16 protein-coding genes are annotated in these 13,159 nt (G+C 64.9%); 4 read left to right on the forward strand and 12 right to left on the reverse strand.

Annotated elements, in window-relative coordinates:
- Positions 1-14: 14 nt before the first annotated feature.
- From AOP79_RS07600 to AOP79_RS07615, 4 genes are read left to right on the forward strand one after another with little or no spacing between them, the layout of a single operon-like run.
- On the forward strand, positions 15-419 hold the full coding sequence (locus AOP79_RS07600) for a TOBE domain-containing protein (protein ID WP_062072235.1): 405 nt from the start codon (positions 15-17) through the stop codon (positions 417-419).
- A complete protein-coding gene (modA, locus tag AOP79_RS07605) occupies positions 416-1,207 on the forward strand; it encodes a molybdate ABC transporter substrate-binding protein (protein ID WP_062072238.1) in 792 nt (263 codons plus the stop codon). The genes AOP79_RS07600 and modA overlap by 4 nt, the downstream gene beginning before the upstream one ends.
- On the forward strand, positions 1,204-1,980 hold the full coding sequence (locus AOP79_RS07610) for an ABC transporter permease (RefSeq protein ID WP_062072240.1): 777 nt from the start codon (positions 1,204-1,206) through the stop codon (positions 1,978-1,980). Before modA ends, AOP79_RS07610 begins: the two co-directional genes overlap by 4 nt.
- Positions 1,977-3,059, forward strand: coding sequence for an ABC transporter ATP-binding protein (locus AOP79_RS07615; protein ID WP_062072242.1), 1,083 nt, complete (start codon positions 1,977-1,979; stop codon positions 3,057-3,059). The genes AOP79_RS07610 and AOP79_RS07615 overlap by 4 nt, the downstream gene beginning before the upstream one ends.
- A 138-nt stretch (positions 3,060-3,197) precedes the next feature.
- Here the strand turns inward: AOP79_RS07615 and AOP79_RS07620 are convergent, their stop codons facing one another.
- From AOP79_RS07620 to nirB, 12 genes are all read right to left on the reverse strand, one after another.
- Positions 3,198-3,464 carry a hypothetical protein gene (locus AOP79_RS07620; RefSeq protein WP_152648061.1) on the reverse strand — a complete coding sequence of 89 codons (267 nt, stop codon included), beginning with the start codon at positions 3,462-3,464 and terminating at the stop codon, positions 3,198-3,200.
- Positions 3,465-3,671: 207 nt separating this feature from the next.
- On the reverse strand, positions 3,672-3,908 hold the full coding sequence (locus AOP79_RS07625; protein ID WP_062072244.1) for a MoaD/ThiS family protein: 237 nt from the start codon (positions 3,906-3,908) through the stop codon (positions 3,672-3,674).
- The gene (locus AOP79_RS07630; RefSeq protein ID WP_062072245.1) at positions 3,905-4,195 is read right to left on the reverse strand and encodes a DUF6457 domain-containing protein; all 291 of its coding nucleotides are present in this window, start codon (positions 4,193-4,195) and stop codon (positions 3,905-3,907) included. Before AOP79_RS07630 ends, AOP79_RS07625 begins: the two co-directional genes overlap by 4 nt.
- A complete protein-coding gene (gene mobA / locus AOP79_RS07635) occupies positions 4,192-4,800 on the reverse strand; it encodes a molybdenum cofactor guanylyltransferase (protein WP_062072246.1) in 609 nt (202 codons plus the stop codon). Before mobA ends, AOP79_RS07630 begins: the two co-directional genes overlap by 4 nt.
- Positions 4,797-5,267, reverse strand: coding sequence for a cyclic pyranopterin monophosphate synthase MoaC (gene moaC, locus AOP79_RS07640; RefSeq protein ID WP_062072248.1), 471 nt, complete (start codon positions 5,265-5,267; stop codon positions 4,797-4,799). Before moaC ends, mobA begins: the two co-directional genes overlap by 4 nt.
- Complete coding sequence (locus AOP79_RS07645) at positions 5,264-6,451, reverse strand: molybdopterin molybdotransferase MoeA (RefSeq protein ID WP_062072250.1); 1,188 nt, start codon at positions 6,449-6,451, stop codon at positions 5,264-5,266. The genes moaC and AOP79_RS07645 overlap by 4 nt, the downstream gene beginning before the upstream one ends.
- Positions 6,448-7,191: a HesA/MoeB/ThiF family protein gene (locus AOP79_RS07650; protein WP_062072253.1), complete on the reverse strand. Its 744-nt coding sequence runs from the start codon at positions 7,189-7,191 to the stop codon at positions 6,448-6,450. Before AOP79_RS07650 ends, AOP79_RS07645 begins: the two co-directional genes overlap by 4 nt.
- Positions 7,175-7,861 (reverse strand): sirohydrochlorin chelatase, encoded by a 687-nt coding sequence (locus tag AOP79_RS07655; protein WP_062072255.1) that lies wholly within the window; start codon positions 7,859-7,861, stop codon positions 7,175-7,177. Before AOP79_RS07655 ends, AOP79_RS07650 begins: the two co-directional genes overlap by 17 nt.
- The gene (locus tag AOP79_RS07660) at positions 7,858-8,967 is read right to left on the reverse strand and encodes a uroporphyrinogen-III synthase (RefSeq protein ID WP_062072257.1); all 1,110 of its coding nucleotides are present in this window, start codon (positions 8,965-8,967) and stop codon (positions 7,858-7,860) included. Before AOP79_RS07660 ends, AOP79_RS07655 begins: the two co-directional genes overlap by 4 nt.
- Complete coding sequence (cobA, locus tag AOP79_RS07665) at positions 8,964-10,196, reverse strand: uroporphyrinogen-III C-methyltransferase (protein ID WP_062072260.1); 1,233 nt, start codon at positions 10,194-10,196, stop codon at positions 8,964-8,966. Before cobA ends, AOP79_RS07660 begins: the two co-directional genes overlap by 4 nt.
- Positions 10,193-10,573, reverse strand: coding sequence for a nitrite reductase small subunit NirD (gene nirD, locus AOP79_RS07670; RefSeq protein ID WP_062072262.1), 381 nt, complete (start codon positions 10,571-10,573; stop codon positions 10,193-10,195). Before nirD ends, cobA begins: the two co-directional genes overlap by 4 nt.
- Positions 10,570-13,155 (reverse strand): nitrite reductase large subunit NirB, encoded by a 2,586-nt coding sequence (nirB, locus tag AOP79_RS07675; protein WP_062072264.1) that lies wholly within the window; start codon positions 13,153-13,155, stop codon positions 10,570-10,572. Before nirB ends, nirD begins: the two co-directional genes overlap by 4 nt.
- Between the last annotated feature and the right edge of the window lie 4 nt (positions 13,156-13,159).

Here is a 13,159-nt window from a genome sequence, read left to right on the forward strand (position 1 = left end):
CTATTGTGGCTTTCATGCCGCACTTGCGTATCACCGAAGCCGCCGCACTGCTTGGAGTGTCCGACGACACCGTCCGGCGCTGGATCGACTCAGCCGCGCTCGCGACATCTCGTGACGCCGCGGGACGCATCCTCATTGACGGCGTTGACGTTGCCCAGTATGCGAGCGAGCGCGCCCGTCACACCAGCGACGAAACCGGCATGGCAAGGTCCGCGCGAAACCAGTTCACGGGCATTGTCACCGCAGTCCACACCGATGCGGTCATGGCGCAGGTGGAGCTCCAATGCGGCCCACATCGCGTCGTGTCACTCATGAGCTCCGAAGCAGTGCGCGACCTGAGCCTTGAACCCGGGGTTGTTGCCACCGCCATCGTCAAAGCCACCAACGTCATCGTCGAACGCGACACGAGGCGCGCGTGACACCGCGCCGCACCCGCTCAACGGCGACGGCCATCCTCACCGTCGCCACAGCATCGTTCCTCTTGCCCGGATGCGCAACCCATGACACTCGCGTGCTCACCGTCCACGCTGCCGCCTCGCTGTCAGCGGTGATGAACGAGTTGGCGAGTGAGTTCGAAGCAGAACACCCAGGGACCGAGATTCGGGTCAACACCGGCGGATCCACCGGCCTCGCCACCCAGATCATTGATGGCGCCCCCGGAGACGTCTACGCCTCAGCGGACCTCGCCCAAATGGCGCGCGTGACGGACGAGGGAATCGCGCCCGAGCCACGAGCCTTCGCCTCCAACACCCTCACCATCGCCGTTGAACCCGGCAACCCCGCGAACATCGGCGGTCTCGACGCCCTCACCGATCCGGACCTGGACGTCGTGGTGTGCGCCCAGCCCGTGCCGTGCGGCGAAGCGACCGCCCGCGTAGAGGCGACCTCGGGCATCGAGCTGATGCCTGTGAGCGAAGAGCTCTCCGTCACAGACGTGCTCGCCAAAGTCACCTCGGGCCAAGCCGATGCTGGGCTCGTCTATGTCACCGACGTCGCCGCAAGTGGGGGCACCGCCACGGAAGTGCCTCTCAGCAACAATACGGCCACGAGTGAAAGCGACCTCGCCGAAGCCGCACAGACGGTCTACGCCATCGCAACGCTCACCACAAGCAGCGAACCCGAGCTCGCCACCCAGTTCGTCGCATATGCATTGTCGGACCCTGGCCAAGCACTCATGACTCAAGCCGGCTTTGGAGCCGCACCATGAGCATGCCGCGGTGGATGCTCCCGCTAGCGATCGCGGCAGTCGCTCTCGTCATCGTGCCCCTCGCGGCCATGGCGCTGGAGGTTCCGTGGCGCGACTTGCCCATGCTGTTGACGTCGTCCGCGTCGCTCGAGGCACTGTGGCTCAGCATGCGCACCGCTTTGACCGCCACAGTGCTGTGTGTACTGCTGGGGTTTCCTCTTGGATACGCGCTCGCCTCATGGGAATCGCGGTGGCAGCCCTTGGCACGCGCGATCGTCCTGGCACCACTCGTGCTCCCACCCGTCGTCGGCGGACTCGCGCTCCTGTATGCCTTTGGACGCGGCGGACTGCTCGGCCAGCCACTCGACGCCATCGGAATCGACATCGCATACACCAGCACGGCCGTCGTCATCGCCCAGACCTTTGTCGCCATGCCGTTTATGGTGCTCTCCACCGAGTCCGCTTTGCGATCCCGTAGCGGTCACCACGAACTCATCGCCGCGACGCTCGGCTCAAGCCGCTCGCACACCTTCTGGCACATCACTGCGCCCGCCGTACTCCCGGCACTCGCCACCGGTACCGTGCTGGCCTTCGCGCGCGCACTGGGAGAGTTTGGCGCCACCCTGACCTTCGCAGGATCCCTTGAAGGCGTCACGCGCACACTGCCACTAGAGATCTACCTGCAACGCGAAAGCGATTCCGCCGTTGCCGTAGCCCTAGCCATTGTGCTCGTGGCGGTCGCGATTGCCGTGGTCGCGCTTGCATACCGGCCACCGCTGAGGAGCGCTCGATGAACGACACACCGCTCCCACACGCCACAGGCATCGAGGCGCATGTCCTGGTCCCCGCCCGCGGAGTCGATGCGATCCTGTCCGTGCCGGCTCAGGAGACTCTCGCGCTGCTTGGCCCGAATGGCTCGGGAAAATCGACGGTGCTCGGTGCCTTGGCAGGAACCGTCAAAGCCGATGGGGGCTTCACTCGACTCAGCGAGCGGGTCCTGCACCGTGTCGACTCGCCCAGCGGCAGTTCCGCCGGGGTTCCGCCCCGTGAACGCCGCATCGCACTCGTCACTCAACGCGCCGACCTGTTCCCCGCAATGAACGTGCGGGACAACGTTGCCTTCGGCCTCCGTGCGCAAGGCACACCTCGCAGTACGGCACGGGACATGGCCGATGCACAACTCGCTCGCGACGACCTCTCGGCCCTCGGTGATCGCAGGCCTTCGAGCCTGTCAGGAGGTCAAGCGCGGCGCGTCGCAATCGCACGAGCGCTCGTCACCCAGCCGAACGCACTCCTCCTCGATGAACCCTTCGCCGGCATCGATGTCGAAGCAGCACAGCGGGTGCGAGCACTTGTCCGCGACCAGGCACGCGACGTGACGACCATCATCGCCACCCACGATGCCGCCGATGCGTCACTACTTGCTGACCGGATCGCCGTCCTCGACGCCGGACGTGTGGCCGAGGTCGGAACCGTGCGCGACGTGCTGACCCAACCTCTCACTGCGTTCGCCGCACGGATGGCCGGGCTGCGCATCGTCCGGGGAACCCTGCGCTCGGGGTCGCTCGTGTTGGCGGACGGTTCGGCCCTACGAGTTCGCGGAGATGACGTCGGCAACCGCGAAGGTCAATCGGCACAAGCTGCGATCGCTCCACGGCACGTGCGGCTCGCCGATGCGTCGGAAGAGGCCGATACCGGAATCCCGGACACCGTGGAAGCCGTCGAGCAGCACGGCGATGTGGTGCGAGTGCGTGGGGCGCGGCTCAGCGCCGACGTTGACCACATTGATGCCGGGCATCTTCGTGAAAGGGCCACCATCCGCTGGGTCGTGTCCGAGCCCGTGCACGCCTATGCGTGCGCCTCGACCCCGTAGTCACATTGCCAAAACCCCCGCCACCCCCGCCAAATGGCTCCATTTCGCTGTTCTGAACGGTCAAAACAACCAAATCACGCCACTTCACGGCAGTCGGCAGGCGGCAGGTGGCAGGTGGCAGGCGGCAGGTACCGAACCCTAGAGCGCCTCTCCGCCGCGGCGCATCAAGAGCAGCACCGCACAAGTGCCGAGCGACACCAGCAACAGCACTGCGGCAACAACCGCACCGGGCCCTGAGATGCTCGCAGAGAACAACTGCGCACCGGGCTCAGCGGCGGCGGCCGCACCGTCGGTCGAGGTGGCGATAGTCGCAGCGGTGGCGGTCACGGCGCCTGCCACCGACAGTGCCATAGCGGCGAGCGCTGCGAGGGCGCTCAGAGCAACGCGGCGTAGTGGAGTTAACACGGTTCCCCCTCATCGGGCTGGAGTCGTCACGATCAACTCAGAAACTACGTGCCGCAATTGAACACTGGCTGAACGACAGGTGAAGGCCGCATGGCACTTGTGCTTTCAGCCCCGACCACTCCGCCAAGTGGCAAAATCTCGCTGTTTAAGAGCATCAAAACAGCGAAATGGAGCCATTTGGCGGGAAGAAGGGGGTGCGGGGGGGGGTTAGCCGCCGGCGAATGGCGGAAGGATGTCGAGAAAACCGGAATCCGGAACAGCCGCATCATCGTTGCAGCGCTGGCCATTGGCCATCACCGAGCATTGACGAAGGATCCGCGCAAAGTCGTCGTCAAAGCGCTCCACTAGGTGCGCCTTCACCTCGCCCACCGTCGCTCCGGCAGCCTCAAGTTGGTCCGCGCCCGCAGCCTCCGCGGCCGCGGCAAAGAGCCGCACCGGAGTCATCGCCCAGGCATCTCCTGGTTCCAGCTGTCACATACATCGGCGAGCACGCCCAGGGCTTCATCGAACTCGTGAGCTGATTCACCGCCGTCGAACCCTTCTTCATTGGCTGAGGCGCGACCCACCGCGTACCCCACCAGGAATGTGGACAGCGGCGCGGCCGGACGCGAGCCCGCTTCCGCAGCACCGCGCGCAGCGTCGAGGATCCGGTCGATGTCAACCACGGCAGTGTCGATCCCGAGTTCCCCAGCGACAGCCTCGACCCATGCTTCCAACTGTGTGTTCGTCATGAAATTTCCTCTCGCAGACGTTCAACATCATTCCAGGTATCGGCATCGCGCGCCGCCGCGCCAGCCGGAACTGACGTCATCACGAGCCCACCCGTGAGCGCACGCATGGAGGCTCCGTCAGGATCCCCCACCTGTGCCAGGGCCGCGACGAGTGCTTCCTTGACGTAAACGGCGAGCAGTGGCTGTGAAGTTCCACCGTCATCACAGGCCCAGGCGCCGTCACACTGTCGCGCGGTTTCACCTGCGACCGCGATCGCTGCGGAGCTCGCCTCCACGAGAGGAGGCACGGCATCGACGGCCAGGGGCATATCGCACGCGACCACGAGCACAAGATCCGTATCTCTGGGCAGCGCGCGCATGCCTGCCGCGAGGCCAGCGACGGGACCGCCGTAGGGCGGATCTTCACGCACCACGGTCAGCTCGACAGCCTGCTCCCCCAGGGACGTACGGTCTGCATCCCCCACCACGACCACCTCCCGGGCCGCGGCACAAGCGCGAAGGGTGCGCTGCAGCATCGTCTCTCCGCCGATGTCGATGGCACCCTTGTCGACACCTCCTAGCCGGGAGGCACGCCCTCCGGACAGGACGATGGCATCGAGGTTCATTCGCGGTGCCAGTCTCCCGATTTTCCGCCTGTCTTGCGCAACAGGCGCACTTCACGAATCTCAGTGCCTTTGTCGAGGCCTTTCACCATGTCGACCACATTGAGGGCAGCGACGCTGGCGGCAGTCAGTGCCTCCATCTCCACACCGGTGCGGTCCGCGGTGCTCGCGGTCACTTCAAGTGCGACGCCGTCATCGGTCACGGTCACATCGACGCTCACCCCATGAACGCCAATGACATGTGCGAGCGGCAAAAGGTCAGGAGTGCGCTTCGCCGCAGCAATTCCCGCTATGCGCGCCACTGCCAGGACGTCCCCCTTGGGCACGGTTCCGTCACGCAGTGCCGCAACCACGTGCGGCGCACAACTCACAAAAGCCTCGGCGGTGGCACTTCTCACGGTGGGCTGTTTCTGCGTGACATCCACCATGCGTGCATGTCCCGCGTCATCTAAGTGAGTGAACTTGCTCATACCAGTGTCTCCAACATCCCCGACATCAATCCAACGGCGTCACCACGGCGCACTTCTTCAACCTCCGCGGGAACCACTGCCAGCACGCGGCCTCGCGCGAGCGAAGCCACCAAGTGCGACCGCGACCCTCCCGCGGTCGCGGGGCTCACTGTCCCGTCCCCCTCAACGACCGCAGGAACAAACTGCATCCTGCCAGCCGGGCATCGCCAGCCCTGTGCAGCCGGCGCAGTGACCACGCGGGGCTCGACTGCACCCAACATCGCACGGAGCATCTGGCCCACGACCACCTGGAACGTCACGGCAACGGAAACTGGGTTGCCCGGCAGACAAGCGATCGGAACCCCATTGACACGCCCGAGGCCTTGCGGCTTGCCAGGTTGCATGGCGACGGCGTGAAAGCCCACGCCGGAATCCGAGAGGTCGGCTTTGACAGGGTCATAGGCACCCATGGATGCGCCACCAGCCGTGACAATCAGGTCAGCGTGAACGTCGGACAGCGCACGCTTGACTGCACCCGGCGTATCGCCGACGCGCGGTAGCACGACCGGCTCACCGCCGCCCTCACGCACCAGCGCCGCGAGCAACGTGGAGTTGGAATCAATGATTTGCCCCGGCCCTGGAACGAGACCGGGGTCCACGAGCTCGTCACCCGTTGCAAGCACCGCCACTCGTGGACGCCTACGCACCGCCACGTCGCCCTCGCCCACGGAAGCTGCCGCCGAGAGTTGCCACGAGCCCAGCACAATGCCCGGCGCCATCACCTGGTCTCCGGCACGCACGTCCTCGCCGCGGCGCCGGATATGGGCACCCATCGGTGCTTTCTGAAAGAAGGTGACGTGATCGACGCGGGCATCGGTGTGCTCGACGGGGACCACTGCATCGGCCCCGTCCGGCACCGGTGCTCCGGTCATGATCCGTGCCGCCGTCCCCGCAGGCAAGGGCTCTGGGAGTCCCACTCCCGCAGCGATATCGGCGCTGACCGGGAGGCGAGTACCGACCTGAACTTCCTCGGCACGCACGGCATAGCCGTCCATGGCGGAGTTATCGAACAATGGCCCGTCGGCACGCGCGTCCACGGATGCGCCCAGGATCCGGCCCAGCGCGTGCTCCAACGAGACGCGCTCGGTCGGCATCAGTTCCACGAGCGATACGGCCTCGAGAATATGTTCATTGACCGGCCTCATGTGCGCTCCTCACCTCGTTGATGGGACAAGGAATCTGCGGCGGCAAGAGCGACATCACGCCACCGCCCTGTGCGTCCATCGAGCACCACGAGTGTCCCCGCGAGTGATGTCCCCGCCCCCGCCACGCACTTCACAGCCTCCGCGGCCATCATGGTTCCTACCTGACCACAGGTGGGGCCAAAGACCGCACCACCGTCACACACGTCAAGATCAAGTGGATCTGGGCCCGGAAAGACGTCGTCCAGACGGTGTGTGTCATCGAAGACAGTCACCTGTCCATGCCAACCTGCAACAGCTCCCCAGATCACTGGGACACCCAGGTCGTGTGCGACGCCTTCGACGAGTCGCCGTGCTGCCATGGTGTCGGTGCCGTCCACAATCACGTCGTGGCCGCTCAACTCCTCGCGCGCATTAGCCGACGTGAGGCGCACCTTCCGTGGGAGAGCTCGGCATTGTGGAGCCTGCCGCGCCAGTGCTTCAGCCGCGGCCTCGACCTTCACCCGGCCCACGTCATCCGGCGTGTAGAGGATCTGACGGTGAAGATTCGTGACGGACACGTGGTCATCGTCAATCAGAGTCAACGATCCCGCACCGGCCGCCGCTAAATATTGCGCGGCCGGGCATCCGAGGCCGCCGAGTCCCACGATCGCAATCGACGCGCGCTCGAGGGAGATCTGACCTTCGTCACCAAAATGGCTCAGGCCACGTTGACGAGCGAAGAGGTCAGGATGCGTGCTCATGGAATCGGTCGGCAACAATCTCGAGGAGGGCAGGGTGTGGAGCCAGCGGACCCGTAGCAATCTCCGCACCCGCTTCCTCCACCTTACGCTGAAAGAAACCCGGTGCCAGCAGGTAGGACGCGACCGCCACAGGCACGTCCGGATGCGCGTGACGCGCCGCTTGAACTGAATCGGCGACCGATGGCGACGTTCCTGCGGCGAAGCCGATCGAGACCTCTCCCTGCCACCTCTGGGCCAGCATCGACGCAGCCTTGTCAGTGTCCGCTTGCGAGCGTGGATCTGAAGACCCTGCTGCCGCCAACACGACGGATGCTCCAGCTGGCACCTGCGACTCAGCGAGGCGTTCCATCACGATGTCAATGAGCCGGATATCTGGGCCAAGAGCGGGGGCGGCCACGACATCGGGCCGATGCTTCACGGCCTCGGCAATGTCGACGTACACGTGGTAGCCGCCGGCCAGGAGCAAGGGCACCACGACGGCGGAGACTCCGTCGCCCTCAGGGATATCGGCGACGACGGCATCGATCTTGGGGTCTTGGACGTCGACGTAGGCCTCGCGCACTTCCAGACCTGTTGCGATGCGGATCTCCTCCAGCAAGGCACGGATGGTCGCTTGGCCTTCCGCTCCCCTCGTGCCATGGGCACAGCCGATGAGAATGGGTGCACTCATGCGCTGACTCCGAGTGCATAGCCGCGCTTCACCACAGTTTTCACCAGGGCACGCGAGCCCGAGTTCTCGCGCAAGCGGTTGATGGCGGCTTCGACCGCGTGGGCGCCGGCGCTGTCTCCCGGGAGTAGTTGTCCCAACTGTTCGCGCGTGAGGACTGATCCGCGCGCGCCTGCCAGTGCCTTCAAGATTTCAAGGCCGGTAGGCGTTAAGGGCAACACTTCGCCATTGAGCACTGCGGCGTTGGCTCGCAGGAGGAGCGGGCCGTCCGGGGTAGCGATGGGCTCGGTGGTGCCAAAGTGCTTGATGAGTTCTCGCACAAGCGCACCGAGGCGCCACCGCTCCGGAAAGTGAGCGGCCAGACCTGCGGCCTCCAGCGGCGCGGCGGTCACTGGTCCCACGGCAGCCAGCACGAGCGAGCCATCGTGAGAGCGGGAGGCGATGTCTGGGAGAACTCCGGCCTCCGCAATGCCCTCAAGCCACGCTTCCACTCCGGGCGCTGATGTAAAGAGCACGGCATCCACACGTCCTTGGGCGGCCTCGACAATGGCGTCGCGGTGCGCGCCCGGGTCAGCGGGCGGCCCCCACCCGTAGACCACCAAGCTGTGAACGGTCGCACCAGCATCGGCAAAGGCCTCATCGAGGCCGTCGGACCCGTTGCCGTGGTGCTGCACAGCGATAGTGAGACCGTCGACGCCCTCGGCGAGCAGATAGTCCCGCAATTCAGCTGCGGTCTCCGACTCTGCGACCCAATCTGCTTGAAGACCGGCAGCCTGAATCGCGCCGCGCGCCTTGGGGCCACGCGCGACGAGTCGGGCACCCCGGAGGACCTCCAGCAGGTCATCTGCCAGGCCTGCGGCATCGGCGGCTTCCACCCAGCCACGAAAGCCGATGCCGGTGGTTGCCACCACGACGTCGGGCCGCGCCTCGATCAGGACACGCGTGTCTTCGACGAGCGCCACGTCATCGAGATGGGAGACGGTGCTGAGCGCTGGCGCATACGTGATCGACGCGCCGCGTCGCTCAAGTGCCGTGGCGAGCTCTTTCTTGCGGCGGTCAGCAGTGATGACCATCACGCAGCCAGCTAGGACATCGCCGGTCTCGCTCATGGGGTCCCCTCGGGTTCGGGGGTCGCGGCGATGTCCTGGGCAAGCATGCCTGGATCCGCGACCCTGCCGACGACAATAATCGCTGGAGGTTTCACGGCGGTTTCTGATGCGACCTCGACGATGCTGTCGAGAGTTCCGTGAGTGACGCGCTCGCGCGCCGTCGAGCCGTTCTCGATGATGGCCACGGGGAGGCTTGCCGCACAGCCTGCCGCGAGCGCGGCATCGACAATCCGTGGCAGCGCCGTCACTCCCATGAGAAACACGGTGGTGGCACCGGCGGCCATCGACTCCACGGCGGCCGGGTCCGCGCCAGCATGGCCTGTGGTGATGTGGACCGAGGTCGCAACCCCGCGCTGCGTCACAGGAATGTCCGCGAGCGCGGGAACAGAGATTGCCGAGGTGATGCCCGGCACGACCTCCACTGGAACGCCTGCAGCACGGCAGGCATGTACTTCTTCACCGCCGCGACCGAACACGTAGGGGTCGCCGCCTTTGAGCCGCACCACGGTGTTCCCTGCCTGCGCACGTTCAACGAGGATGCGGTTGATCTCGTGCTGCGGTACAGGGTGCCTGTCAGGCGACTTGCCCACGTTGATGACCTCAACATCGGCCGGGAGGGTGACGAGCAACTCCGTGGCACCGAGCCTGTCGGTGACCACGACATCGGCTTCCGCGAGTGCCTGGCGTCCGCGGACGGTCATGAGCCCTGGGTCTCCCGGGCCAGACCCCACCAGAACGACGCGCCCCTCACCTGAGCGACGGCGGCGCAAGTCCACTTCACCGGCGTCGATGTGTGCCGCGACGGCGTCACGAACGGCGCGAATACGGCCCGGATCAGGCGACCCGAGGGACAACACACCGACGGCTGTCTCCCCGTGACGGCTCATGGCAGCTTGACGCGCTGTGCCTTTGGACGCGTCAGAGGCATCGATGCACCACACTCGACGTTCTTCGGCCCAGCCTGCGATCTCATCGTTCAATGCCACGTCGTCCGTCGCCGCCAACACAAACCATGCTCCGTCGAGGTCCTGAGGAACAATCCCCCGGCGCTCCACCGTGATGTCACCGTGGATAGCAAGGCGCTCGATGTCCTCACACACCTCCGGCGCGACAACGGTCACGAGGGCACCATCGCCCACAAAACGACGTACCCGCCGTGCGGCAACGGTGCCAGCTCCAACGATCAGGACAGGGCGTCCTTTGAGTTCGAGTCCGAACAGTACGGTCATTCGCCACCAGCCAGGTTGATCATCACCTGGCCATTGTCGATGCTGACCTGGTAAACCGCCAAGTCGGGTCCGCCTGCGACTGGTTCTTTGTCCATCGTCACTAAACACTTGCCAGTGAGAAGTGAGAACACCTGCTTGTAGATGGGTGAGGCGATGGTGGGTTCGTCTCCACGGTCCCCCGTGATGCCACGACTCATGACGTTGGCGCCGGAAAACGGGCACAAGTTCTGGACAGCATGCACAGAACCGTCGTCGAGCCGGAAGATCGCGACTTGAGTGTCGCCAACGAGGGCAGCGACGCCCAGGTCGGTGACCAAGTCATCGAGAGAACAGACAGGGACGAGGCCGTGACGGGTGCCGGGGACAGTGGCGGTCATGAGGGGGACTCCGTTTCTGAGGTGCTGGTTGATGAGGCGTGCACCAGTGCGGTGCGTTCCGCTGTGGTGGCGGGACGACGTTGGCCACGTTCGGTCACGTAGGCCAGCGAGGGGTCGGGCTCTTCAGGAGCGTTGACGAAGCTCGTGAACTGAGCGAGACGCTTGGGGTCGTTGAGCACGGCCTTCCACTCGTCTTCGTAGGTGTCGATGTGGTGGGTCATGTGCTCGTCGAGGTCCGCGCAGATGCCGAGGGAGTCGTTGAGGATGACGTCCTTGATGGCCTCAAGCCCGCCCTCATACTCCTCCTGCCAGGGCGCGGTGCGCTGCAGACGGTCGGCAGTGCGGATGTACAGCATGAGGTAGCGGTCGATGACCTGGAACACGGTCTCGTCGTCAACGTCTTCCACCAAGAGTTGTGCGTGCTTGGGGGTAAACCCGCCGTTGCCACCGACGTACACGTTCCAGCCCTTTTCCGTAGCGATGACGCCCACGTCCTTGCCACGAGCCTCAGCACATTCACGCGCACAGCCGGACACTCCGACCTTGAGCTTGTGGGGGCTGCGCAGACCGCGGTAACGCTCTTCGAGCGCAATCGCCATACTGGTGGAGTCTTGGACGCCGTAACGGCACCACGACGATCCCACGCACGACTTCACCGTGCGCAGCGACTTGCCGTAGGCGTGACCCGACTCCATTCCGGCGTCGACGAGGCGCTGCCAAATGTCAGGCAGTTGCTCGAGCCGCGCACCGAAGAGGTCGATCCGCTGTCCGCCGGTGATTTTTGTGTAGAGGTCGAATTCCTTGGCAACCTCAGCGATCACCAGCAGTTTGTCTGGGGTGATTTCGCCACCGGGGATGCGTGGAACTACCGAGTAGGTGCCGTCCTTTTGCATGTTCGCCATGTAGCGGTCATTGGTGTCCTGCAGCGCGGCACGATCGTCCGAGAGGACGTGGCCGTTGTAAATCGACGCGAGGATCGATCCCACCGTGGGCTTGCAAATGTCGCAGCCGTGACCCGAACCAAAGCGCTCAATGATCTCGGTGAAGGTCGTGAGCCCTGCCACCTGGATAGCGCTGAACAGTTGCGTGCGCGACATGGCGAAGTGCTCGCACAGTGCTTCCGAGACCTCGATACCGGACTTTTCAAGTTCGGTGTTAAGGATCTTCTTCACCAGCGGCAGGCACGAGCCACAGGCAGTTCCTGCCTTGGTGTGGGACTTGAGTTCTCCGAGATCGTGAATGCCGTCATCGTTCACTGCGCTGCGGATTGAGCCCGCGGTGACGTTGTTGCAGGAGCACACGTTGGCGGCGTCGGGCAGTTCCAGATCTGGGCGCTCGGCCTGACCTTCGGGAAGGATCCAGCTGCTCGGGTCACCTGGGAGTGCCGCTCCGACCATGGGCCGCAAGGTCGCATACGAGGAGGCGTCGCCCACGAACATTCCGCCGAGGAGGACCGAGGCGTCGTCCGTCATCACGAGCTTCTTGTAGGAGCCGGAGAATGGGTCGGAGTACACCACTTCGAGTGCGCCGGGCGTGGTGGCGAACGCGTCACCGAAGGACGCGACGTCGACACCAAGGAGCTTGAGTTTGGTTGCGGTATCAGCGCCAAGGTAGACCTCGTCGCCACCTAGCAACCGGTGTGCGGTCACGTCAGCCATGGTGTTGCCAGGAGCAATCAGGCCGATGGACATGCCCTGATCCGATTCCGAGGCCGCGCATTCACCGACGGCCGAGATGGACGGATCCTCGGTGCGGCACGCGCTGTCCACCAGGATTCCGCCGCGCTCACCGACGGGCAGGTCCGCCTCACGTGCAAGATCGTCCCGCGGCCGAATGCCGGTGGCGAAGACGACGACATCCACCAATTGCTCGCCGCCATTGGAGAACTTCAGTGTGCCCGCGTTGCCATCGGCATCGGGTGCCACCTCGGACGTGGCCACTCCGCACTTGACTTGGACTCCGAGGCGTTGGATGAGGGACTTCAGGGCCTCACCACCCGAGTCATCAACCTGCAGCGCCATGAGTCGATTGGCGAATTCGACGACGGTTGCTGTGGCGCCCATGCTCTGCAGTGCACCGGCGGCTTCGAGGCCCAACAGGCCGCCACCAATGACGGCACCGCGGACCGGACGGCCAACGATGGCTTGCCTAGCGCGAACCCAATCGCGAAGTTCCGCGACGTCATCGAGGGTGCGGTACATGAACACACCCGGCAGGTCGACACCGGGGACAGGTGGCGCCCAGGCGGAGGAGCCCGTGGCCAACACCAGGTGGTCATACGTGCGCTCGACATCGTTGTCGAGCGACACAGTCTGTGCCTTGCGGTCAATGCGCTGCACACGCGTGTCGCGGTGCAAAGTGACCAGCGGATCGTCCCAGAGTTCAGGTGCGCCCAGCAGGAGTTCCTCGGGGCCCGCCTTGGAGAAAAAGCTCGTCAGGGCGACCCGGTCGTAGGGGGCGTATTGCTCTTCGCCGTACACCTCGATCTCGAAGCGCCCTGCCTCATCCTGTTCGCGCAAAGACTGCACGAAGCGCTGGGCAACCATGCCCGCTCCGACGACGATCACGCGTTCCGCACCCATGGTG

The organism is Demequina sediminicola, from assembly GCF_000975055.1.
Classification (GTDB): Bacteria; Actinomycetota; Actinomycetes; order Actinomycetales; family Demequinaceae; genus Demequina; species Demequina sediminicola.